We start from the raw sequence: 22,163 nt of genomic DNA on the forward strand, positions 1-22,163 counted from the left end.
GCCCCCCGGAACCGAGGCCCGGGGTGCGGAAGGGTGCGGGGTCCAGCGGGGATGGGCAGGGTGGACGAGGGGTCCGTCGCCGATTCCCGGTGACCCGGCACAAGCAAGAACACGTTTCAGTTCTGACCTTCCGTCAGAATGAAACGTGTTCTACTCTGCCGCGCATGGGCATCGGAATCACACAGGAACAGCGGGAGTTGGCCGAAGCCGTCCGCGGCTGGGTCGCGCGGGCCGTGCCTCCCGAGGAGGTGCGCAAACTCCTCGACACCCCGCCGCAGACGGGCTCGCGGCCCGCCTACTGGGACGGGCTGCTCGCCTCCGGGCTGCTGGAACCGCACCTGGAGGGCGGCACCCTGCTCGACCTCGCCGTCGTGGTGGAGGAGGCCGCCCGGGCGGCGCTGCCCGGGGCGTACCTGCCGAGCGTGCTGGCCTCCGTCCTCCTGGACCGGGCCGGGGCCGAGCCCCTCGGCGGGCGGGTCGGGGCCGTGGCGTTCGGGCCCGGGGACCTGACCGCCGTGGCCGTGGAGGGCGGGTACCTCCTCGACGGGACCGCGCCGCCGGTGCTCGGCGCGGGCGAGGCCGACCTCGTGCTGCTCGCCGCCGAGACCGCGCACGGGACCCGCTGGTTCTCCGTGGACGCCGCCGCGCTCGACGTCCGTACCCAGGACAGCGCCGACCCCACCCGCCCCACCGCCGAGGTCCGCGCCCGCGGGGTCACCGCCGGGCCGGGGTCCCTGCTGGAACTCGACGCGGCCCTCGTACGGGACCTCGCCTGCGTGCTGTTCGCCGCCGACGCCTGCGGCACCGCCGCCTGGGCGCTGCACACCGCCGCCGAGTACGCGAAGGTGCGCGAGCAGTTCGGGCGGCCCATCGGGCAGTTCCAGGGGATCAAGCACCTGTGCGCCGACATGCTGGTGCGCGTGGAGCAGGCCCGGGCGCTCACCTGGGACGCCGCGCAGGCCATGGAGGAACCGGCCGAGGTGCGCTCGCTGGTGGCCGCGCTGGCCGCCGGCACCGCGCTCGACGCCGCGTACTCCTGCGCCAAGGACTGCGTCCAGGTGCTCGGCGGCATCGGCTTCACCTGGGAGCACGACGCCCACATCTACCTGCGGAGGGCGCTCGTCGCCCGCCAGCTCCTGGGGTCCGGCGACGGCCACCGGGTACGGGCCGTGCGGCTCGCCGCCGCCGGCGCGCGGCGCGAGCTGCGCCTGGAGCTGCCCGCGCGGGCCGAGACCCATCGCGCGAAGGCCCGTAGCGCCATCGCCGACGCGGCCGGGCTCGACCCCGCCACCGCCCGCCGGGTGCTGGCGCCCACCGGGTACGCGGCCCCGTACCTGCCGGCCCCGTACGGGCTCGGCGCCGGTCCCGTCGAGCAGCTCGTCGTCCAGCAGGAACTGGCGGCCGCCGGGGTCAAGGTCGCCGACCTCGGGATCGCCACCTGGGTCGTGCCCTCGCTCCTCGCCTACGGGACCCCCGAGCAGCAGGAGCGCTACCTGCTCCCCACGCTGCGCGGGGACGTCACCTGGTGCCAGCTCTTCTCCGAGCCGGGCGCGGGCTCGGACCTCGCCTCGCTGCGGACCAAGGCGGAGCGTGCGCCGGGTGGCGGGTGGCTGATCAACGGGCAGAAGGTGTGGACCAGTTCCGCACACAGCGCCGACTACGGGATCCTGCTGGCCCGCACCGACCCGGACGCCCCCAAGCACAAGGGGCTCGGCTATTTCGTGGTGGACATGAAGACCCCCGGGATCGACATCCGGCCGCTCAAGGAGATCACCGGCGAGGCCCTCTTCAACGAGGTCTACTTCGACGACGTGCCGCTCCCCGCGGACGCCCTGGTGGGCGCGGAGAACGGGGGCTGGAAGGTCGCCCGCAACACCCTCGGCAACGAACGCGTCCACATGGCCGACCAGATGACCTTCGACACCGGCCTGGAGGCGCTGCTCGCCCGCTCCGCCGAACTCGAAGGCGGGTACCGGGTGCGGATCGGGGCCCTGGCCGCCGAGGCGCACGCCCTGGCCTGCATCGGGCTGCGCACCACGCTCCAGCAGGTGTCCGGACTGGAACCGGGCGCGGGCGCGTCCGTACGCAAGCTCGTCCAGACGCCGCACCAGCAGCGGACCGCCGAGCTCACGCTCGAACTGCTGGGCCCGGCGGGCGCGGTGAGCGAGGGGACGGGGAAGCGGGCGGTGCACGGGATGCTCATGTCCCGCTGTCTGACCATCGCCGGAGGCACCACGCAGGTCCAGCTCAACGTCGTCGCCGAGCGGATTCTCGGCCTTCCCAGGGACTGACTGAAGGGCAGTGGGACAGACATGAAGTCGTACATCGTGGGCGTCGGCATGACGAAGTTCGAGAAGCCGGAGTCGAGGGACTGGCAGTACTGGGACATGGCGAAGGAGGCCGGCGACGCGGCGCTCGCCGACGCGGGCATCGACTACGGGCTGGTCGAGCAGGTACCGGTGGGCTACTGCTTCCAGGCCTCCACGGCCGGCCAGCGGGCGGCGTACGAACTGGGGCTGAGCGGGGTCCCCGTCTACAACGTCAACAACAACTGCGCGACGGGCTCGACCGCGCTGATGATGGCGCGGCAGTTCGTGGAGGGCGGGATCAACGACTGCGTGCTGGCGCTGGGCTTCGAGAAGATGAAGCGCGGCGCGCTGGGGGGCGGAGCCGACGGCGGGGACTTCAAGACCTCGCCGGTGGCCCGGCACTACGGGATCATGGCCGCCGGCCACGGCTTCGAGATGTCGCCGCCGACCGCGCAGATCTTCGGGAACGCGGCGCGGGAGCACATGAAGCTCTACGGGACCACGGCCGCGCAGCTGGCGGCCGTCGGGGCGAAGAACCACCGGCACTCGGCGAACAATCCGAACGCGCAGTTCCAGGACGTCTACACGGTGGAGGAGATCCTCGCGGCGAAGACGATCCACGAGCCGCTGACCAAACTCCAGTGCTCGCCGACCTCGGACGGGGCGGCTGCGGCGGTGGTCGTGTCGGAACGCTTCGTGGAGCAGCACGGGCTCGGTGACCGGGCGGTGGAGATCGTCGCCCAGTCCATGACGACGGACACCGAGGCGTCCTTCGCCTCCGGCTCCTGCATCGACGTGGTCGGCAAGCCGATGACGGCGGCGGCGGGGCGGGCGGTGTTCGCGGCCTCCGGGCTCGGGATCGGGGACGTGGACGTCATCGAGCTGCACGACTGCTTCTCGATCAACGAGCTGCTGACGTACGAGGCGCTGGGCATGTGCGAGGACGGCGGCGCGGGGGCGTTGGTGGAGTCGGGCGCGACGACGTACGGCGGGCGGTGGGTGGTCAACCCCTCGGGCGGCCTCATCTCCAAGGGCCACCCGCTGGGTGCGACGGGGCTGGCGCAGGCGGCGGAACTCGTCTGGCAGCTGCGGGGTGCGGCGGGGCCGCGACAGGTCCCCGGAGCGAGGGTCGGGCTGGCGCACAACATAGGCCTGGGCGGCGCGGCGGTGGTCACTCTGCTCCGGCGGTAGCCGCCCGGCGTCGTGGTGGCTGCGGGTGGGTCGGGGCCGGGGCCGGGGTGGGGTGTTGGCCTGGACTGCATGATTTGGGCGCCCCCTGCCCTACTCCGACAGGCCGCGGCGTGTTCTCGCGCCACACATCACGCTCTACGTCCAGGCCAACACCCCACCCCGTCCCCGACCCCGACCGGGCGCAGCCAAATTCAGCCGTCCGGCGTTTGCGGACCAGGGTCTGGGGCGGAGCCCCAGGGGCTTTCAGCCCGTCCGACGTTTGAGGACCGGGTCCGGGCCGGCCCGGGGCATCCCCCAGCCTCGCCGGCGTTTGAGGCGCGGGTCCGGGCAGCGCCCGGGGAACGGTGGAAGGGCGGGTAGGGGACTTCCGCCCCGCGCAGCGGCAAGGGTCGCAGCGGGGACTTCCGCCCCGCGCAGCGGCAAGGGTCGCAGCGGGGACTGCCGCCCCGCGCAGCGGCAAGGGTCGCAGCGGGGACTTCCGCCCCGCGCAGCGGCAAGGGTGAGGGGCGGTGCCGCTCAGGCGCGCGCAGCGCTCAGCGGGGCCAGGCTCGGCATCAGGCGCAGCGCGTTGTCCCGGTTGATCGCCAGCTGCTGCGCCGTCGTCAGGGCGGGGTCACCCGCCATCGCCGGCAGGGCGATCCCCGTGACCATCTCCGCAGGGCAAGCCGGCCAGTCGCTGCCGAAGAGGATGCGGTCGGGGGCCGCCATCGCGAGCAGGGTGCCCGCCGGGGACATGGGCCCGGCCGTGTCGTAGTAGAAGCGGAGGAGGTGGTCCCGGACCATCGCCGGCTCGATGGGCGGGGTGAACGCCCCCGCGAAGGCCTGTACGCGCGTGGCGATGTGGGGGAGGAAGCCGCCCGCGTGCGGCAGGATCACCGACAGGTTCGGGAACCGGTCCAGCGTGCCCTTGTGGATCATGTTCAGTGCCGCCCGCGTCGTGTCCAGCAGGAAGTCGCACAGGAAGTGCGGAACCCCCGGAACGGCCACGGCCCCCGGCCCGCCGCCCGCGCCCGGCCCCATCCCCCCGCCGAGGCCCGGCAGGTTGTGCGGGTGCGTGTCCACGATGGCGGACCGCTCGTCGAGTTCGGCGAAGAGGGGGTCGTAGGAGGCGTCGCCGAGGTAGACGCCTCCGTAGTTCGCCGTCACGTTCACCCCCACCGCCCCCAGCTCGTCCAGCCCGCGCCGCAGCGCCCAGCGCGAGACGTCCGGGTCGTCGAGGAAGAGCGGGGCGTGGAACGCGAAGCGGCCCGGGTGGGCTTCCGTCACCTCCGCCGCCGCCCGCAGGGTGATGTCCGTGGCCTCGCGCAGCTGCGCGGACGTCGCATAGCGCGCGGGCAGCATCGGCTTGAGCACGGCGGTGGCGATCCCCGCCCGGTCCATCAGGTCCAGGGCCGCCGCAGCATCCCAGCGCGCCCATGGGGGGAGGGCCTTCCGGTTCGCCAGGCCCTGGCCTTCGGCCCACTCCAGCCATTCCGGGGCGCAGAAGTGGTGGTGGACGTCGATCCTGCTGTGGCTGCCGTCGTCCGGCGGGGTGATGTCTGCGATGTCCGGCATGGGGGGACCCTATGGCGGGGCCGCGCGGGCGGTCGCGGGACAGGTCGGGGACCCGGCCGATCCGCTCGGGCGGGCGTAGTTTCGGGCCCGAACGGGGTAACGGAGGTTATGCGGGGCGCGGGCGGAGGGAGTGAGGTGGCTGGACAGTCGAGCCCCACGAGAGGTCTGTACCCGTGACGACCGAACCCGCAGTGGCAGTGAGTGACGGCCTTCCCGTAGGCGAAGCCGTGGCGGCCGTGTCCATGGGCACGCCGGAGTACCGTACGTGCCCCTACCCGGTCTACCGGTCGCTGCGCGAGCAGGCCCCCGTCTGCAAGCTGACCACGCGCCACGGGGTGGACACGTATCTCATCACCCGGTACGAGGACGCCCGGCTCGCGCTGTCCGATCCGCGCATCGGCAAGGACATGCACGAGGGCATCGACATCTACCACGCGGTCTTCGGGGACACCTGCGACGCCCTCGACGACAACCTGATCTTCGCCGACCCCCCGCGGCACACCCGGCTGCGGCACATCGCCCACGAGGCCTTCACCCCGCGCCACGTCAAGCTGCTGCGCCCGCGCATCGAGCAGCTCGCGGACGAACTGCTCGCCAAGTGTCCGACGGACGCCCCCGTCGACCTGATGGCCGCCTTCGCCCTGCCGCTCCCCGTCATGGTCATCTGTGAACTCCTCGGCATCGTCGGGGACGAGCGCACCGACGTCCTGAAGTGGTTCGGGCAGGTGACGCGCTCCCGGTTCAGCAAGGACATGTCCGGCGACCTGGCCGCGGCGGAGCACTGGCTGCGGAACTACTTCCTCGGTCTGGTCGCCCGCAAGCGCGCGGAACCCGCGGACGACTTCCTCACCGTGCTGATCCAGACGGAGCACGAGGACGGGGCCCTGACCGACGACGAGCTCGTCTCGATGATGTGGGTGCTGCTCTTCGCGGGCCACAAGACCACCACGTACCAGATCGGCAACGCGGTCTTCTCGCTGCTTTCCCACCCCGACCAGCTGGCGCTCGTACGGGAGAACCGGGGGCTGCTGCCCCAGGCGATCGAGGAGCTCGTCCGGTTCGAGTGCTCCGTGGAGACCTCCACGTTCCGCTACGCCCTGGAGGACGTGGAGATCGGGGGAGTGGCCATCCCTCAGGGCTCCCTGGTCCAGATCGCGATCTCCTCCGCGAACCGCGACCCGGAGAAGTTCGCGGAACCGGACACCCTGGACGTGACGCGCAAGGGACTGCAGAGCACCCACCTCGGCTTCGGTCACGGACCGCACTACTGCCTCGGCGCCCCGCTCGCCCGGATGGAGCTGGAGACCGCGCTGACGGCCCTGCTCGACCGGTTCCCCGAGATGGTGCTGGCGACCCCGGAGCCGGGCCACGAGGAGTGGCTCAAGGGGCCCTTCCCGGCCTTCCGCGGGCTGGAGAGGCTGCCCGTCGCCCTGGACCCGTCGCGGACGGTCGATGACTGGACCGCAACGACCTCCTCCGACTGAGCCGATCGTCCGCCCGTCCGCCCGCCCGTCCGTCCGTCCGTCCGTCGTCCGGGCGCCCTGCGCGCCGCTGCCGTAGACCCCGCCCGCCCCGGGGATCCTCCTGGAGGATCCCCGGGGCGGGCGCATGTCCCGTAGGGCCTGCGAGGTCTACGCGGCCTACGGCGCGTGCGGGGCCTCCAGTGCCGGGTCGACCACCGACTCCCCCCGGGAGGCGCGGCGGATGCAGTCCGCGAGGTCCTCGACCGGGCCGTCCCGCAGGACCAGGCCGGCCGCGCCGGCGGCGAGGGCGGCCTCCGGCAGGCCCGGGTGGGCGGAGCCGGTCAGCACCAGGATCCGGCATTCCGGATCCTCCGCCAGGAGCGCGGGGACGCGGTCCACCGACTCCGTCAGCGCCACCGCCGGGCGGGCCAGCGGCGACGCCACGACCTCGATGTCCGGCTGGAGGCCGAGGAGGACCGCCAGGGCCGGGTTCGGCGGGTCCAGGAGCACCCGCAGGGAGCGGGCAGGGCGCTGGGAAACGGGCATCTCATCCACCCGGCCAGGGTAGGGGCGAAGCATCCCGTACCCGTGCAACGCGCCGCACGAGAAGTCGGTCTGACAGATCGTCAGGAGTCTTCCCAAGTGCTGGGGCGTGCGTTATACATTCCTTCACCGGGCAACCTAGAACGCGTTCTAGAGTGCCGGGTCCCGCATACGACCTCGGTGCGGCCGACGGTGCGGACGGCCGCGCCGAGGTCTTCCAAGGCACCGCGCCTCCACGGGCGGTGCTTCACAGCAGGTGCCTCAAAGACGGTGTTTCCAACACAGGGAGCAGCACGCCCATGCCGATCGATGCCGCCAAGGCCCTCGCCGCCGAACCCCGCCAGGGGAACATCGCCTGGGACCACAAGGACATCCAGCTCTACCACCTCGGACTCGGCGCGGGGACCTCCCCGAACAATCCCGGGGCAGCCACCGACCCCGACGAGCTGCGCTACACCCTGGAGTCCAAGCTCCACGTGCTCCCCAGCTTCGCGACCGTCGCCGGCTCCGGCATGGCGATGATGGGCGGCCTCGCGGCCCCCGGCATCGAGGTCAACCTCGCCAACGTGCTGCACGGCAGCCAGTCCATCGAGCTGCACCGGCCCATCCCGGTCAAGGGGCAGGCCGCCTCCACCGCCAAGGTCGCCGCGGTGTACGACAAGGGCAAGGCGGCGGTGATCGTCCTGCGCACCGAGGTCGCGGACGCCGACGGGCCGCTGTGGACCTCCGACGCGTCGATCTTCGTACGCGGCGAGGGCGGCTTCGGCGGCGACCGCGGTCCCTCCGTCAAGGCCGAGCAGCCCGAGCGGGCGCCCGACCGGGTGGAGGAGCGCAAGATCCGCGAGGAGCAGGCGCTGCTCTACCGCCTCTCCGGCGACTGGAACCCGCTCCACGCGGACCCGGAGTTCGCCAAGATGGCCGGCTTCGACCAGCCGATCCTGCACGGCCTGTGCTCGTACGGGATGACCCTGAAGGCCGTGGTCGACACCGTCCTGGACGGCGACGTGTCCCGCGTCCGGGCGTACCGCACCCGCTTCGCCGGGATCGTCTTCCCCGGCGAGACCCTGCGGATCCGGATGTGGCAGGAGCCCGGCCGCGTCCTCGTCACGGTGAGCGCCGCCGACCGGGACGACGCCCCGGTCCTCGCCGACACCGTCGTCGAACACGGCTGAGCAGCCGCAGCAGCAGCCGCAGCCGCAGCCGCAGCCGCAGCAGCAGCCGCAGCAGCAGAAGCACGCGAGTAACCCCGCAGACCCACAGAAGGAGCCGCACCGTGCGCGCAGCACTCCAGAGCGAGATAGGCCAGGACAAGCTCGAAGTCGTCGAGGACATGCAGGCCGTGGGCTTCGGCCCCGGCAAGGTCAAGATCCGCATCAAGGCCACCGGCCTGTGCCACTCCGACCTCTCCGCGATGAGCGGCGTCCTCCCGCAGCCCGCCCCCTTCATCCCGGGCCACGAGGGCTCCGGTGTGATCACCGACGTCGGTGACGGGGTCACCAGCCACAAGATCGGCGACCGGGTCCTGGTCTGCTGGCTCCCGCCCTGCGGGCACTGTCCCTCCTGCAAGCGCGGCCAGGGCCACCTGTGCCTGGAGGCCTTCGGCAACGTGGCCACCCCCAACTTCCAGCGCGGCGACAGCAGCATCTTCGGCTTCGCCGGCACCGGCACCTTCGCCGAGGAGATGGTGGTCCCGGCGGGCTGCGCCGTACCGATCCCCGACGACGTGCCCTTCGACATCGCCGCCCTGATCGGCTGCGGAGTCACCACCGGACTCGGTGCCGCCATCAACACCGCCAAGGTGGAGGCCGGTTCCTCGGTCGCCGTCATCGGCTGCGGCGGCGTCGGCATCTCCGTCATCCAGGGCGCCAAGGTCCAGGGCGCGGCCCAGATCATCGCCGTCGACCCGGTCGCCTCCCGGCGCGAGGCCGCGCTCCGCTTCGGCGCCACCGAGGCGGTCTCCCCGGAGGAGTTCGCCGACGCCAAGAACCGGATCACCGCGGGCGAGGGCTTCGACTACGTCTTCGAGGTCGTCGGCAAGTCCGCGACCACCAAGACCGCCTACGACATGACCCGTCGCGGCGGCTCCGTCGTCGTGGTCGGCGCGGGCGCGCTCGACGACAACTACTCGATCAACATGTTCTCCCTCTTCTTCGACGAGAAGAAGATCCTGCCGTCGATGTACGGCGGCGGCGACGTGCTCCGCTCCTACGAGCGCACCATCGCGCTGTGGCGGGCAGGCCGGGTGGACCTGGCGGGCCTGATCACGCACCGCGTGCAGCTCGCCGAGATCAACGACGCGCTCGACCAGATGCGTACGGGCGTGGCCCTGCGCACCTGCATCGAACTCTGACCCGTTTCGAGAGGAACCGTACGGATGTCACTGCCACTTGAGGGACTCGTCGCCATCGTCACCGGGGCGGGCCGCGGCCTCGGCCGGTCCGAGGCGATCGAACTCGCCCGGCTCGGCGCGAGCGTGGTCGTCAACGACTTCGGGCAGCCCGGCCGCGACGGCTCCGGCGAGGCCTCGGCCGCACCGGCGGAGGAGGTCGCGGCGGAGATACGCGCCGCGGGCGGACAGGCGGTGGCGCACCTGGGCGACGTGGCCGACTTCGAGCAGGCGCGCGAGCTGGTCGAGCTGGCGGTGAACAGCTTCGGCAAGCTCGACATCCTGGTCAACAACGCGGGCATCCTGCGCGACCGGATGGTCTTCTCGATGTCGGAGTCGGAGTGGGACTCGGTCATCCGGGTCCACCTCAAGGGCCACTTCAACACGACCCACTTCGCCTCCGTGCACTGGCGCGAACGCTCCAAGGCGGCGGGTGGCCCGGTCTACGGCCGGATCATCAACACCTCCTCCGAGGCCTTCCTCGGCGGCTCGGCCGGCCAGCCCAACTACGCGGCGGCCAAGGGCGGCATCGTGGGCCTGACCACGTCCACCGCCCTGGCGCTCGCCAAGTACGGGGTGACGGCCAACGCCATCTGCCCGCGCGCCCGTACCCGTATGACGGAGGACGTCTTCGCGGGCTTCCAGGTCCCGGAGGAGGGCAAGCTCGACGCCCTCGCCCCCGAGCACGTCTCCCCGCTGGTCGGCTACCTGGCCTCACCGGCCTCCGCGAAGGCCAACGGGCAGCTGTTCGTCGTCCACGGCGGCATCGTGGTCGTCATGGAACGCCCGAAGGTGGCGGCGAAGTTCGACACCACCAAGGAGTCCTTCTCCTACGAGGAGCTCGACGGGCTCCTCACCCCGCACTACGACTCCCGCCCGGCGAACGAGACCTTCGCGGCGGCGGAAGTCCTCGGCCTGAAGCACGACGGCTGACGGACACGCAGGTACGCGCACGCGCACACGCGCACGCAGACGCCGGGCCCGGGGTACCTCACCCCGGGCCCGGCGGCGTTTCCGGTGGACCCTAGGAAATTTGAATGCGTTCAATTATGGTGGGGGCGGGTCGTGAGGACCCGAACCCGGGCCGCTGTCCGGGCGGTTGGGGGAGGAACACGCGTGAACCGACGGGTATGGAGGCCGGCCGCCCTGGCGGCCGCGGCGATGGCGCTGACGGCGTCGTGCGGGTATGCCGCGGGGATCTACTCCGCGGACATTTCCGCGGACCGGCTGGAGGGGCGGTGGGTCGGCGCGGGGGGCACCTCCCTGACCTTCCATGCGGACCACACCTTCACCAGCGAGCAGCTCGGCACGTACCCCGACGCGTCGGGGTGCGCGAACCCCGAGAACCCCACGGGCCCGGCCTCGGGCACCTGGGCGTTCCGGGCCCCCCGTGAGCCCGGCTCCACGAGCTTCACCGCGCAGGAGAGCGCCACGCGCGGCAGCAGCGTGGTGCTGTCCTTCGAGGGCCGGGGCTGCCACGTGGACGTCCATCTGTACGGCGACGACGGCGACCCCTCGATGTGCCCGGCCGACGATGCCGACGAGGGCTGCGCGACGACCGGATACCTCCGCCGCAGCGCCGAGGACGGCTAGACGGCCTGGTCCGGCACGCCGCCGCCGGCCCGGCCCGGCCGGCCTCACCCCAGCGGGGCCTGCTGCAAGGGCACCGGGCGGGCGGGGGCCGGCGGGAGCGGGATGGGGTCCAGGCGGATGGGCGGGGGCGGGGAGACCGGGAGGGTCATGCCCAGGAGGCCGCACGGCACTTCGGGGGTGGCGTACGGGAGGTGCAGGCGGCCCTCCGGGGTCCAGCGGCCCGTTCCGCCGAGCCAGCCGGCCGGGGCGCCGAGCCGGAACACGTGCCGGTCGGCGGGGCGCCACAGGGCCAGCCCGGCCACCGAGCCGCCGTAACCGTCGCCCGCCTCGTCCACCCGCAGCGCCACCCCGCAGTTCTCCGGCATCAGCACCTGCCCCGGCTGCACCGCGAACGGCGTGGCCGTGGCCCCGACGGCCCGCAGGCACTCCGGGAAGCGCACCGGGCGGGCGCTGCCCAGGACCCCCCAGCCGAGCCGGGGCTCGCCCGGCGCGTCCGAACGGATCAGCAGCAGCCCGCTGTCGGCGTCGGCCAGCAGCAGCCGGTCGTTGCTGGCCTCCGCGATCTGGAGCAGCGGCGACACCTCCCCGGCCCGCCGCAGGTCCACGGCCACCGCCTTGGTCACCGGCCCGCCGGGGCCGTCCACCTCCCGGTCCAGGGCCAGCAGCCGGCCCGTGCGGTCCAGCCAGACCCCGCCCGAACAGCGCCCCGGGATCCGGGCGACCCGCTCCGGCCCGAAGGGGACCCCGGCCACCTGCCACACCGTGGTCGAGGCGGCCCCCACGGCCAGGGCGAAGGCCCCGTGCCCGTCGGGGGACGGGGGCAGCAGGGTGACCCGTACGCCGTCGGCCTCCGTACCGTCCTCCGGCGCGATCGCGCCGAGCTGCAGCTCCCCGGTCCGGGGCCCGGCGCCCGCCGCGCCCCCGCCCGTCGGGTACAGCAGCGCGAAGGCGTGCCGCTCCGCGACCCGCCGGTGGATCAGGACCCGCCCGTCGGCCAGCGGCAGCACCTCGCTGTCGGCCTCCTCGGGCTGGGCGAGGGGCAGCGGCACCGCGTACGGCTCGGGCCCGGTCAGGGTCCAGCGCTCCGGATAGCGCGCTTCGCCCACCCCGGCCAGCCGGGCGGCGTACGACCCGTCCGCGGCGATGGTGAACGGGGTCGCGCTGGTCTTCTCGATGGCACAGACAGTCATCTGCGGGCACCTCCGCCGAGGAAGGTAGTGATCGCGCTTCCCTCCGGACAACGCGACAATCCCCGCTTCACACATACGGGTGGCGGGGCGGCGATTCGGCTGTGGAAGAAGAGGCGATTGTGCTGTGCGATATCGGGGCGTTTAGGGTGAGGAGCCTGGTTAGGCACACCTAACCCGCTTTTTCGGATCTTCACGTGCTTCGCCCGCTCCCCACCCTCAGGAGACGTCCCATGTCCCTCCGACGCCGCACGCCCCGCGGTGGCTCCGTCGCCGCCGTCGCCCTGGCCGCTGCCGCCGCACTCGTCCTCACCGCCTGCGGAGGCCAGGACGACAAGGCCGCGCCGTCCGGCAAGGAGGCCCCGGCCGGGGGCACCGAGAAGAAGGCAGCAGCCCAGGGCGGCAAGGACTTCTCCGACGCGGCGAAGAAGACGGCGGCCTTCGGGACCACCGCGGCGGCCGGGCAGTTCCCGCGCACGGTCACCCACGCCATGGGCTCCACCGAGATCGAGGCCGCGCCCAAGCGGGTCGTCGTCCTCGACGTCGGCGAGCTCGACAACGTGGTCTCGCTGGGCATGCGGCCCGTCGGCTACGCGCCCACCGAGGGCGACGAGGGCATCCCCGGCTACCTGAAGAAGGACGCCGGCGAGCCCAAGTCCGTCGGCACCATCAACAACCTCAACCTCGAAGCGATCAACGCCCTCAAGCCCGACCTGATCCTCGGCAGCCAGCTCCGCTCCGCGGACAAGTACGACGCGCTCTCCAAGATCGCCCCGACCGTCTTCTCCATCCGCCCCGGCTTCCCGTGGAAGGAGAACTACCTCCTGAACGCCGCCGCCCTCGACAAGACCGCCGAGGCGAAGGCCGAGCTCGACGCCTACCGGGCCAAGGCGGCGAAGCTCGGCGAGGACCTCGGCGAGAAGAAGCCGACCGTCACGATGCTGCGCTACATGCCGGGCAAGACCCGCCTCTACGCCGGCGCCTCCTTCATCGGCACGATCCTGAAGGACTCCGGCATCCCCCGCCCGCAGAACCAGCAGGTCGAGGACCTCGCGGTGGAGATCAGCCCGGAGCGCATGGACGAGGCCGCCGCCGACTGGATCTTCACCGGCGTCTACGGGGCCAAGGACAAGACCAAGCGCGACTCCGCCGAGGACAACCCGCTGTGGAAGGGCCTGGAGGCCGTGAAGCAGGGCCGGGCCAAGGACGTCCCGGACGAGACCTGGTACCTGGGCCTCGGCGTGACCGCCGCCGACAAGGTCCTCGACGACCTGCGGGGCTTCCTGGTGAAGTAGCCCGTACGGCCCAGACCGGTCCGGACGCGTCCGGACCGGTCCGAGCCGGTCCGGGCCGGGGAAAACGGGCGCCGGGACCAGACCGTGCCGGTCGCCACGGACGGTAGCCTTGGCCTGTGCCCCGTCTCTCTGAAGTCATCGCCGCGCTGGACGCTCTGTGGCCCCCCTCGCGGGCCGAGGAGTGGGACGCCGTCGGCACCGTCTGCGGCGACCCCGACGCCGAGGTCACCCGGGTCCTGTTCGCCGTCGACCCGGTCCAGGAGATCGTCGACGAAGCGGTGAAGCTGGGCGCCGACCTGCTCGTCACCCACCACCCCCTCTACCTGCGGGGCACCACCACCGTCTCCGCCGGCACCTTCAAGGGCCGGGCCGTGCACACGCTGATCAAGAACGACATCGCGCTGCACGTCGCCCACACCAACGCCGACACCGCGGACCCCGGAGTCTCCGACGCCCTCGCCGGCGCCCTCGACCTGCGCGTCACCGGCCCGCTGGTCCCCGACCCGAGCGACCCCGCCGGCCGCCGCGGCCTGGGCCGGCTCTGCGAGCTGGACCGCCCCGAGACGCTGCGCGAGTTCACCGCGCGCGTCGCCGCCTGGCTCCAGCCGACCGCACAGGGCATCCGGGTGGCCGGTGACCCCGACGGGATGATCCGTACCGTCGCGGTCAGCGGCGGCTCCGGCGACAGCCTCTTCGCGCAGGTCCGGGCCGCCGGTGTCGACGCGTACGTCACCGCCGACCTGCGCCACCACCCGGTGTCCGAGGCCCGCGAGCAGAGCCCGCTCGCCCTCGTCGACGCCGCCCACTGGGCCACCGAATGGCCCTGGTGCGAGCAGGCCGCGGCCCAGCTCGACGCCATCTCCGAGCGCAACGGCTGGGGTCTGCGGACCCACGTCTCGCGCACGGCCACCGACCCGTGGACGGCGCACGCGCCGTCCGTGACATCCCCTTCTCACCCTGGAGCCCCCAACTGAACGCCGAGCCCGCCGACCAGATCCGACTTCTCGACGTCCAGGCCCTGGACGTCCGGCTGTCTCAGCTGACCCACAAGCGCAAGATGCTCCCCGAGCACGCCGAGGTCGACTCGCTGACCAGCGACCTGGCCCAGCAGCGCGACTTCCTCGTCGCCGCCCAGACGCAGGCCACCGACGCCGCCCGCGAGCAGACCAAGGCCGAGCAGGACGTGGACCAGGTGCGCCAGCGCGCCGCCCGCGACCAGTCGCGCCTGGACACCGGCGTCGGCATCTCCGCCCGCGACCTGGCCAACCTGCAGAGCGAGGTCGTCTCCCTCGCCAAGCGCCAGGGTGACCTGGAGGACGTGGTCCTCGAGGTCATGGAGCGCCTGGAGGGTGCGCAGGAGCGCGTCACCGAGCTCACCGACCGGGTCGCCTCGCTGGAGACCAAGCTCGTCGACGCCACCGCGCGCCGCGACGCCGCCACCGGCGAGATCGACGCCGAGGTCGCGGGCATCGCCAAGGACCGCGAGGTCATCGTCACCACGATGCCGGCCGCGCTGATCGCCCTGTACGAGAAGATCCGCGTGAAGCAGGGCGGCGTCGGCGCCGCCCGCCTGTCGCAGCGCCGCTGCGAGGGCTGCCGCCTGGAGCTCGACCTCGCCGAGGTCAACGAGATCAAGGCCGCCGCCCGCGACCAGATCGTCCGGCACGAGAGCTGCGGCCGCATCCTGGTCCGCATGGCCGACTCGGGCATCTGATGCCGCGGTTCGTTGTCGAAGCCGACGGCGGCTCCCGGGGCAACCCGGGGCCCGCCGGGTACGGCTCCGTCGTCCTCGACCCGGTGACGGGCGAGACGCTGGCCGAGCGCGCGGAGTACATCGGCGTCGCGACGAACAACGTGGCCGAGTACAAGGGCCTCATCGCCGGGCTGAAGGCCGCCCGCGAGCTGGACCCGGACGCGGTGGTCCTCGTCCGCATGGACTCCAAGCTCGTCGTCGAGCAGATGTCGGGCCGCTGGAAGATCAAGCACCCGGACATGAAGCCGCTCGCGGCGGAAGCGGCGAAGGTCATGCCGCGCGCGCAGGTGACGTACGAGTGGATCCCGCGCGAGAAGAACAAGCACGCGGACCGGCTCGCGAACGAGGCGATGGACGCGGGCAAGCGGGGCAAGCAGTGGGAGCCCGCGCAGTCGTCGGCCGCCCTCGACGTTTCGGCGGCCCGCACCCTGGCGACCCCGCCGGCGGCGGGCCCCGTGGGCGACGCCGCAGCGGGCGCCGCGGCCGTCCGTGCCGCCCTCGCCTCCGGCGGTGGTACGCGGATCCGTGCGGGCGCCGCTGCGGGCGGGACGGCCGGCTCCGCCCCGGCCGGCGCCGACACCCTCTTCGGGGACCCGGCGGACCTCGTGGACCCGGCGCCGGCCCCGGCTCCCGGGCCGGACACGACCGGCGCGGCCACCGGCACGGGCACGGCGACCGGTCCGGCGACGGCCACCGGTACGGCGACCGCATCCGCCCCCGCCGCGGGACAGGGCTGGGGACCCGACATGGGGCCCCCGGCCACCTTCGTGCTGCTGCGCCACGGCGAGACCGCGCTGACCCCGCAGAAGCGGTTCTCCGGCAGCGGCGGCAGCGACCCGGAGCTCTCCGCGGCGGGCCGCCGCCAGGCCACCGCCGTCGCGGAGTCGCTCGCCGCGCGCGGCACCATCGAGACGGTCATCAGCTCTCCGCTGCGCCGCTGCCGGGAGACCGCGCAGGCCGTCGCCGACCGGCTCGGGCTCACCGTCACGGTCGAAGAGGGGCTGCGCGAGGTCGACTTCGGGGCATGGGAGGGGCTGACCTTCGCGGAGGCGCGCGAGCGCTACCCCGACGACCTCCAGGCGTGGCTGGACTCCCCGAAGGCCGCCCCCACGGGCGGCGGCGAGAGCTTCGCCTCGGCGACCCGCCGGATCTCGGCGACCCGGGACCGGCTGCTCGCCGAGCACGCGGGCCGCACGGTCCTGCTGGTCTCGCACGTGACACCGGTCAAGATCCTGGTCCGGCTGGCGCTGGGCGCCCCGCCGGAGGCGCTGTTCCGCATGGAGCTGTCGGCGGCCTCCCTGTCGGCGGTCGCCTACTACGCCGACGGCAACGCCTCGGTCCGCCTCCTGAACGACACGTCCCACCTGCGCTGAGCCACCGTGCCCGGCCGCACGACCAGGCCCCCCGCCCCGACCGGGCGGGGGGCCTGGTCGTCGTCCCCGAGCCGTGGGGGCTGTTCGCGCCGGTGCGCTTCGGGGAACTCCTCGGCGGTGAGGCGTCCTTCGGGCCTCGACCGGGACGGCTCGTGATGCGGTTGTCATCCGGCGCGGGGCGGTGTAGGAAGCACAGGGCGCCAGAGGCGCAACGCACGCGATGTCGAGGGCAAGGAGGGGCCAGTGCCTGATTTCGGGGCGGTGTTCGGGGCCATGGGTCGGGGCGCTCTGGCGGTGGGCCGGTTCGTGTGGCTCGCGATGAACACCCCGACGGAGGCCGACGAGGAAGGGGCCCGCTCGGAGATATCCCTGATCGCGGCGTTCATCGACGACGAGGTGCCGGAGGAACTGCGAGGCCGGGCATGGGGGCTCGTGGTCGACGAGCTCCGGCGGATCGGCGGGGACATCGAGCGGATGGTGGAGCAGGCGGCCGAGGACGAGGCCAAGGAGGGCCGGGGGCGCTGACGAGGACGCGCGTCTCGGCGATGCCCCTTCCTCGGCGGCCGCAGGCAAGCCGCGATAGCCGAAACACCAATGCCCCTCCGTGGGGGCATTGCTTACGCCCTACCGCCCGGACCCGGGCAAACGCCTCGGTCGGAGGGAGAAGGACAGACGAGTCGGCCTGTACGCCGGGTTCTGTCGCCCGGTGACCTCGCGGTCGCCGGGGAGACGGCCATCCATCTAGGACCGGCGTTGCCGCCGGCCTCGTGCGGTCTACCCGCGAACTCGGGCGGGCAGCCCTCGAACGTTCGCGCAGGTCCTGCCGTCCGAAAACGGCCGGACCCTCTTGACCTTGCTCCGGGTGGGGTTTACCTAGCCGCCTGAGTCGCCTCAGGCGCTGGTGGTCTCTTACACCACCGTTTCACCCTTACCGGGGGCCGAAGCCCCAGGCGGTCTGTTTTCTGTGGCACTGTCCCGCGGGTCACCCCGGGTGGCCGTTAGCCACCACCCTGCCCTGTGGAGCCCGGACGTTCCTCGGCGGGATCCGGGGATCCCGACGCGGCCGCCCGGCCGACTCGTCTGTCGTGCCGCCCATCGTACCGGCTGCGTCATCACGGCTTGACCTTGACGCAGCGGCAGGGTTTCTACTGGAACCCATGCGGATCGGAGAGATCGCCGCGCTCGTCGGGGTCACCACCCGGGCGATCCGGCACTACCACCACGTCGGCCTGCTCCCCGAGCCGGACCGGCGCCCCAACGGCTACCGCTCCTACAGCGTGCGCGACGCCGTCCGGCTGGCCCGGGTGCGCCGGCTGACCGAGCTCGGGCTGAGCCTCGACGAGGTGCGCGACGTGCTCGCGGACGACGCGGGGCGCGAGCTGGCCGAGGTACTGGCCGAGCTCGACGCCGACCTCGCCCGCCAGCAGGCCGAACTGGCCGAGCGCAGACGGCGCCTCGCCGTCCTGCTCGCCGCCCCGCCCGGGGAGGCCGAGCCGGTCTCGCCCGCACTCGCGGAGCTGCTCGCCAGGGCGCCCGCGACGGCCTCGCCGTCGGCCGCGCTCGACCGTGAGCACCTGAGCCTGCTGGACGCCTCGGGCGCCGTGGGGGAGGAGCTGTACGCCGTGCTCGGCACGGTGGCCGCCGATCCGGCCGTGCTCGCGCTGTACGAGCGGCTCGACGAGCTCGCCGACGCGGACGCGGACGATCCCCGGATCGGGCCGCTCGCCGGGGAACTGGTGGCCGCGGTGCCCGCCGAGGCGTTCGTGGCGATGGCGACGGCGACGGCGACGGCGACGACGGAGGGGGCCGGCGGGCCGCAGGAGCTGCCGGGCTTCCTGGAGGCCCTGCTCGCCGAGTACGCCCCGGCGCAGGCGGAGGTCGTCCGCCGGGTGATGGAGGCCTTCACGGACATGTGGGCCGCGCAGACGAAGCAGGCGAAGCAGACGAACCAGATGAAAAGGGGCCGGGAATGAGCGCGATACGCGCGGCACGGATCGGGGTGGCCGCCGTGCTCCCCATGGAGCTGGCGCTCGTGGTGTGCGTGGCCGCCGGAGTGCGCCCGCCCGGCTGGGCCCTCGCCGCCGCCGAGGTGCTGGTGCTGGGGGTCCTCCTCCTGGAGGCCCGCGTCCTGTGCTCCCTGTACGCCGCCTCGCGCGCCCGCGGCGCCGACCCCGCCGCCGCCCGCCGCGAGGCCGTACGGGCCGTGGTCCCGGTGCCCGTACGCCGCCTCGTGCTGCACGAGCTGCGCGCGTGCGGAGCCCTGGTCCGGTGGGCGCTGCGACGGCCCCCGCACGGGGTGCGCCCCGGGGACCACGCGGCCCCGTACACCGGACCGCAGACGGCCATGATGTACGGGCTGGTGTTCGTGTCGCTGATCGAGACGGTGGCGCTGGCCTTCCTGATCCCCTGGCCGGCCGTGCACCGCGTGCTGCTCGTCCTCGACGTGTACGGGGTGCTGCTGATGCTCGCGCTGCACGCCGCGTGCGTCACCCGGCCGCACGTGGTGAGCCCCGACGGGACCCTGCGCATCCGCTACGGAGCCCTCTTCGACCTGACCGTCCCGCCGGACGCGGTGGCCGCGGTCCGGGTGGACCGGCGCTACCCCGAGGGACGGCTCGTCACCCTCTCCGAGGACGGGGTGCTCGACCTGATCGTCGGCAGCCAGACCACGGTCACCGTGGAACTGGCCCGCCCGCTCGCCTTCCGCCGTCCGCTCGGCGCCCGCGCCGAAGCCCGCGTCATCCGCTTCCACGCGGACGATCCCCGCGCGCTGGTCGACGCACTGCGGCAGCCCGCACCCCCGTGACGGGCTGCCGCAGTGCCGAGGGTGTGCGCCGAGCGTGACAAGCCGGTGCGCGCCTGTCTTGTCGAAAACGGCACGGCCCGAAAACGGAGGGGAGCGTGCCCTAGCGGATCAGCCCGAAGGTGGCGGCCGCCACGGCCGCGCCCACCGCGGTGCCCGCGATGACCTGGGCGAGGGTGTGGTCCTTCAGCTCGACCCGGGACCAGCAGACGACGGCGACCACCGGGTACGCGAGCAGCAGCCACCGCCCATAGGTCATGGCGAGCATGGCGACGCTCCCGGAGGAGACGGCCGCGTGCACGCTGATCTTCCAGGCGGGGGTCACGGCGAGCAGGGCCGCGAGGGTGACCAGCATGGCCGCGATCAGCGCGATCATCGTGCGGGGCGAGCCGAGGAGCGTCATCAGCAGGATGCCGGTGGCGACCGAGCCGATGATGAACACCATCACGACGATGCGCTGTTGGCGCTGGCCGACGTGCCGGTCGGCCCAGCGGCCGCGCCGGATGCCGTACTTGATGAAGGCCAGCGGGATGACGGCGGCGAACAGGCAGCCCAGGAGTCCCCAGCCGATCCCGGCGAGGCCGGCGGTGTGCCAGCCGATCAGGAGGGTGTCGGCGATGATCCAGGTCTTGGGATCGAGCCCGTCGGTGATCAGGCGGGCGGATCGGGACTCGGCGGGCTGGGTGAGCGTGGCGGTCACGCCGTGGCCTCCTGGCTGGTCGTGGTGAGGAACTCGTCGGCCACGGCGGAGTGGTAGATCCGGGCGAGCTGGATGAGGCGCAGTACTTCGGTGGTGAAGTCGAGGTCGTCGATCCCGGCGCCGGCCGCCGGCTCCTGGGCGCCGCGGAGCGGCAGGACCCCGCGGGCCTTGCCCTCGCGGGCCGCCCGCATCCAGAGGGCTTCGGCCGCCGGGCTCGTCGCCGGGTCGAACCCCGCCGCCAGGGCGGCGCGGTGCGCGCGTTCGCGGACGTCGCCCGTGGTGTAGGCGTCCAGGGTCAGGGCGGCGTCACGGATCTCGATCACCCGCCGGTACAGCCGCAGGCGCGGGCTGCGCAGGAGGCCGGCCTTCAGGACGATGTCGGGGCTGACCGCGGTCAGGTCCTGCCAGAGCGGCTGGAGCTGCCGGTGGTGGCGGCCGTCCTGGACGGTGCGCCAGGCCACGCCGAAGGCGGGGATGCTGCTCCCGATGAGGATGAAGCCGATGGCCAGGTACTTCAGGGCGTCGGTGACGTTGTCGACGGCGATGTCGCTGGTGTCGTCCGTGAGGCCCGCGAGGCGGCTCGCGATGTACCCGGCCCGCAGCAGGGTGTAGAGCACGCCGACGGCGGTTCCGATGCCCATGAGGCGGACGCCGGTGCGCAGCCACAGGGCGCTGGCGTGCCGGGCGCTGCCCCAGAACAGCCAGGTGGCGGTGGCCATGGCGATGCCGAGGTAGATGACGAAGAGGAGGTAGTAGACGGTGGCCCAGCCGTTGCCGGCGGTCTCCTCGAAGAAGTCGGTCATCTCGTGGGGCCGCGGGACGAAGAACACGAAGAGCACGGCCATGGCCGTCATCGCGGTCAGGGCGGCGTAGTGGCGGGCCCGCAGCCGGCGGCCGGTCTCCGGGCGGGCGATGGCGACGACGAAGTCGACGACCGCGCCGGCCGCGATCATGCCGAGCCAGTGCTTGAAGAGGGTGGAGAGGTTGTTGACCCCGGCCCAGTCGTCCAGGGTCCGCATCACGCCGGGGAGGCGCAGCGTCATGGAGACGGTCAGGGCGGCGAACGCGGTCCACAGGGCCCGCTGTTTGACGGATCGGACGGCCGAGGGCGCGCGCCAGACCGTCACCGTCCAGAGCATGGCCAGGATGGCGATTTCGAGGTGTTTCACTTCACGACCACGTGTTTCGAACGGGGTGCCCGAGGGCGTCATGGAGGCGTACGAGACGGTCCTCGGCCTCACTGTCACTGGAGGTCGACTGCGTCGTGTCGTAGCGGCCGGCCCGCTCGTGGATGAGCGTGGCCAGGGTCTCCGCCTGCCGTTCCTGCGGGCTGGCGAACTTGCTCCGCCCCATGAGGTGCGCCAGGCGGTCGATGTCGAGGCCGAGTTCCTCGTCGATCGATTCGGTCATGCGGGCCACGTTCCGGATCCGGGCCGCCTCGGTGCGGATGATCGAGGCCACGGGCAGCTCGGGGCGGTCGATCCCGGAGACGGCCGTGTGCGTACGCGTCAGCAGGCGCTGGAAGTGCTCGGAGGCCCGGGCGATCTCCCGGTCCGACGGCTGTTCGGGGATGTCGAGTTCGGGAGCGACGTGGCCGAGCAGCATGTGCGAGATCTCGTGCAGGACGATCTGGACCTTGAGGATCTCGGCCGCGACGGCGTCGTAGAAGACGAGGTCGGCGACGTCCAGTCCGAGCCAGATCCCGCAGGGCAGGGCCGGGTCGGGGGGTCCGTCGAGGGGCAGCAGGATCAGCGGCCGGCCGCGCTGCGCGGCTATGCCCTCGCAGAAGGCTTCCAGGTCGAACGGCCGGGGGATCACGAGCCGGTCGGCGACGGCGGCGCACTCCGCGTCGGCGCGCTTCCACCAGCGCATGGTCGCCCTCCCCGCCCGTCGTCGCCCAGTCCGCACTCCCGATCGGGTTTGAGAGTATCCGGAAGCGCAGCAGGGGCTATGTGAGGGCGGATCGGTGGCCGGAATACGGCTGCCGGGGTGAGGCGCGTGGCTGATTCGCGC

General features: G+C 72.9%; 20 protein-coding genes and 1 other RNA gene. 14 read left to right on the top strand and 7 right to left on the bottom strand.

Annotated elements, in window-relative coordinates; all coding sequences use genetic code 11:
- The first annotated feature begins 164 nt into the window (after window positions 1-164).
- Together AC3IX6_RS26730 and AC3IX6_RS26735 are read left to right on the top strand one after the other, a co-directional pair.
- The gene (locus AC3IX6_RS26730; RefSeq protein WP_489365300.1) at window positions 165-2,291 is read left to right on the top strand and encodes an acyl-CoA dehydrogenase family protein; all 2,127 of its coding nucleotides are present in this window, start codon (window positions 165-167) and stop codon (window positions 2,289-2,291) included.
- A gap of 21 nt (window positions 2,292-2,312) precedes the next feature.
- A complete protein-coding gene (locus AC3IX6_RS26735; protein ID WP_382971592.1) occupies window positions 2,313-3,500 on the top strand; it encodes a thiolase C-terminal domain-containing protein in 1,188 nt (395 codons plus the stop codon).
- Window positions 3,501-4,016: 516 nt separating this feature from the next.
- On the opposite strand, the gene AC3IX6_RS26740 is transcribed toward AC3IX6_RS26735, so the two are convergent.
- A complete protein-coding gene (locus tag AC3IX6_RS26740; protein ID WP_489365303.1) occupies window positions 4,017-5,054 on the bottom strand; it encodes an amidohydrolase family protein in 1,038 nt (345 codons plus the stop codon).
- A 173-nt stretch (window positions 5,055-5,227) separates the two neighbouring features.
- On the opposite strand from AC3IX6_RS26740, the gene AC3IX6_RS26745 reads away from it, so the two are divergent.
- A complete protein-coding gene (locus AC3IX6_RS26745; RefSeq protein ID WP_489365305.1) occupies window positions 5,228-6,538 on the top strand; it encodes a cytochrome P450 family protein in 1,311 nt (436 codons plus the stop codon).
- 156 nt (window positions 6,539-6,694) lie between these two features.
- Here AC3IX6_RS26745 and AC3IX6_RS26750 read toward each other — a convergent pair whose 3' ends face one another.
- Window positions 6,695-7,063 (bottom strand): response regulator, encoded by a 369-nt coding sequence (locus tag AC3IX6_RS26750; protein ID WP_489371570.1) that lies wholly within the window; start codon window positions 7,061-7,063, stop codon window positions 6,695-6,697.
- A gap of 296 nt (window positions 7,064-7,359) precedes the next feature.
- Here AC3IX6_RS26750 and AC3IX6_RS26755 point away from each other — a divergent pair, with 296 nt between their 5' ends.
- The 4 genes from AC3IX6_RS26755 to AC3IX6_RS26770 all read left to right on the top strand — a co-directional run bounded on the left by AC3IX6_RS26755 (window position 7,360) and on the right by AC3IX6_RS26770 (window position 11,039).
- Window positions 7,360-8,232: a MaoC/PaaZ C-terminal domain-containing protein gene (locus AC3IX6_RS26755; RefSeq protein WP_266909244.1), complete on the top strand. Its 873-nt coding sequence runs from the start codon at window positions 7,360-7,362 to the stop codon at window positions 8,230-8,232.
- Between the two features lie 101 nt (window positions 8,233-8,333).
- Window positions 8,334-9,410: a Zn-dependent alcohol dehydrogenase gene (locus tag AC3IX6_RS26760; protein WP_266958368.1), complete on the top strand. Its 1,077-nt coding sequence runs from the start codon at window positions 8,334-8,336 to the stop codon at window positions 9,408-9,410.
- A gap of 24 nt (window positions 9,411-9,434) precedes the next feature.
- Window positions 9,435-10,379 (top strand): 3-oxoacyl-ACP reductase, encoded by a 945-nt coding sequence (locus AC3IX6_RS26765; protein WP_250745635.1) that lies wholly within the window; start codon window positions 9,435-9,437, stop codon window positions 10,377-10,379.
- Between the two features lie 183 nt (window positions 10,380-10,562).
- Window positions 10,563-11,039 (top strand): hypothetical protein, encoded by a 477-nt coding sequence (locus tag AC3IX6_RS26770; RefSeq protein ID WP_489365308.1) that lies wholly within the window; start codon window positions 10,563-10,565, stop codon window positions 11,037-11,039.
- A 44-nt stretch (window positions 11,040-11,083) separates the two neighbouring features.
- On the opposite strand, the gene AC3IX6_RS26775 is transcribed toward AC3IX6_RS26770, so the two are convergent.
- Window positions 11,084-12,229, bottom strand: coding sequence for a hypothetical protein (locus tag AC3IX6_RS26775; RefSeq protein WP_489365310.1), 1,146 nt, complete (start codon window positions 12,227-12,229; stop codon window positions 11,084-11,086).
- 230 nt (window positions 12,230-12,459) lie between these two features.
- On the opposite strand from AC3IX6_RS26775, the gene AC3IX6_RS26780 reads away from it, so the two are divergent.
- The 5 genes from AC3IX6_RS26780 (at window position 12,460) to AC3IX6_RS26800 (ending at window position 17,172) form a co-directional block, all read left to right on the top strand.
- Entirely contained in the window at window positions 12,460-13,521 is a 1,062-nt protein-coding gene (locus AC3IX6_RS26780) for an ABC transporter substrate-binding protein (RefSeq protein ID WP_489365312.1), read from the top strand.
- A gap of 116 nt (window positions 13,522-13,637) precedes the next feature.
- Window positions 13,638-14,495 (top strand): Nif3-like dinuclear metal center hexameric protein, encoded by an 858-nt coding sequence (locus AC3IX6_RS26785; protein ID WP_489365314.1) that lies wholly within the window; start codon window positions 13,638-13,640, stop codon window positions 14,493-14,495.
- On the top strand, window positions 14,492-15,235 hold the full coding sequence (locus AC3IX6_RS26790) for a zinc ribbon domain-containing protein (protein WP_489371571.1): 744 nt from the start codon (window positions 14,492-14,494) through the stop codon (window positions 15,233-15,235). The genes AC3IX6_RS26785 and AC3IX6_RS26790 overlap by 4 nt, the downstream gene beginning before the upstream one ends.
- Window positions 15,235-16,647: a bifunctional RNase H/acid phosphatase gene (locus tag AC3IX6_RS26795; RefSeq protein WP_489365316.1), complete on the top strand. Its 1,413-nt coding sequence runs from the start codon at window positions 15,235-15,237 to the stop codon at window positions 16,645-16,647. Before AC3IX6_RS26790 ends, AC3IX6_RS26795 begins: the two co-directional genes overlap by 1 nt.
- 243 nt (window positions 16,648-16,890) lie before the next feature.
- Window positions 16,891-17,172 carry a hypothetical protein gene (locus AC3IX6_RS26800; protein ID WP_489365318.1) on the top strand — a complete coding sequence of 94 codons (282 nt, stop codon included), beginning with the start codon at window positions 16,891-16,893 and terminating at the stop codon, window positions 17,170-17,172.
- A 144-nt stretch (window positions 17,173-17,316) separates the two neighbouring features.
- Here AC3IX6_RS26800 and rnpB read toward each other — a convergent pair.
- Window positions 17,317-17,726: RNase P RNA component class A (gene rnpB / locus AC3IX6_RS26805), an RNA gene on the bottom strand.
- 78 nt (window positions 17,727-17,804) lie between these two features.
- Between rnpB and AC3IX6_RS26810 the strand changes: the two genes are divergently transcribed.
- Both AC3IX6_RS26810 and AC3IX6_RS26815 read left to right on the top strand, forming a co-directional pair.
- The gene (locus AC3IX6_RS26810; protein ID WP_489365320.1) at window positions 17,805-18,620 is read left to right on the top strand and encodes a MerR family transcriptional regulator; all 816 of its coding nucleotides are present in this window, start codon (window positions 17,805-17,807) and stop codon (window positions 18,618-18,620) included.
- A complete protein-coding gene (locus AC3IX6_RS26815; protein ID WP_489365322.1) occupies window positions 18,617-19,453 on the top strand; it encodes a hypothetical protein in 837 nt (278 codons plus the stop codon). Before AC3IX6_RS26810 ends, AC3IX6_RS26815 begins: the two co-directional genes overlap by 4 nt.
- Window positions 19,454-19,553: 100 nt before the next feature.
- Here AC3IX6_RS26815 and AC3IX6_RS26820 read toward each other — a convergent pair whose 3' ends face one another.
- The 3 genes from AC3IX6_RS26820 to AC3IX6_RS26830 are packed head-to-tail and all read right to left on the bottom strand — an operon-like array spanning window position 19,554 to window position 22,022.
- Window positions 19,554-20,150: a hypothetical protein gene (locus tag AC3IX6_RS26820; RefSeq protein WP_489365324.1), complete on the bottom strand. Its 597-nt coding sequence runs from the start codon at window positions 20,148-20,150 to the stop codon at window positions 19,554-19,556.
- Window positions 20,147-21,319, bottom strand: a complete 1,173-nt coding sequence (locus tag AC3IX6_RS26825; protein ID WP_489365326.1) for an MAB_1171c family putative transporter — start codon at window positions 21,317-21,319, stop codon at window positions 20,147-20,149. Before AC3IX6_RS26825 ends, AC3IX6_RS26820 begins: the two co-directional genes overlap by 4 nt.
- Window position 21,320: 1 nt before the next feature.
- Complete coding sequence (locus AC3IX6_RS26830) at window positions 21,321-22,022, bottom strand: hypothetical protein (protein ID WP_489365328.1); 702 nt, start codon at window positions 22,020-22,022, stop codon at window positions 21,321-21,323.
- Window positions 22,023-22,163: the final 141 nt, after the last annotated feature.

It is taken from the genome of Streptomyces sp. GL_141 (assembly GCF_057834385.1).

Coding starts and splice junctions, on each gene's coding strand:
- AC3IX6_RS26730 (WP_489365300.1), top strand. CDS start 165: ATGGGCATCGGAATCACACAGGAACAGCGGGAGTTGGCCGAAGCCGTC.
- AC3IX6_RS26735 (WP_382971592.1), top strand. CDS start 2,313: ATGAAGTCGTACATCGTGGGCGTCGGCATGACGAAGTTCGAGAAGCCG.
- AC3IX6_RS26740 (WP_489365303.1), bottom strand. CDS start 5,054: ATGCCGGACATCGCAGACATCACCCCGCCGGACGACGGCAGCCACAGC.
- AC3IX6_RS26750 (WP_489371570.1), bottom strand. CDS start 7,063: ATGCCCGTTTCCCAGCGCCCTGCCCGCTCCCTGCGGGTGCTCCTGGAC.
- AC3IX6_RS26755 (WP_266909244.1), top strand. CDS start 7,360: ATGCCGATCGATGCCGCCAAGGCCCTCGCCGCCGAACCCCGCCAGGGG.
- AC3IX6_RS26765 (WP_250745635.1), top strand. CDS start 9,435: ATGTCACTGCCACTTGAGGGACTCGTCGCCATCGTCACCGGGGCGGGC.
- AC3IX6_RS26775 (WP_489365310.1), bottom strand. CDS start 12,229: ATGACTGTCTGTGCCATCGAGAAGACCAGCGCGACCCCGTTCACCATC.
- AC3IX6_RS26780 (WP_489365312.1), top strand. CDS start 12,460: ATGTCCCTCCGACGCCGCACGCCCCGCGGTGGCTCCGTCGCCGCCGTC.
- AC3IX6_RS26795 (WP_489365316.1), top strand. CDS start 15,235: ATGCCGCGGTTCGTTGTCGAAGCCGACGGCGGCTCCCGGGGCAACCCG.
- AC3IX6_RS26810 (WP_489365320.1), top strand. CDS start 17,805: ATGCGGATCGGAGAGATCGCCGCGCTCGTCGGGGTCACCACCCGGGCG.
- AC3IX6_RS26815 (WP_489365322.1), top strand. CDS start 18,617: ATGAGCGCGATACGCGCGGCACGGATCGGGGTGGCCGCCGTGCTCCCC.
- AC3IX6_RS26830 (WP_489365328.1), bottom strand. CDS start 22,022: ATGCGCTGGTGGAAGCGCGCCGACGCGGAGTGCGCCGCCGTCGCCGAC.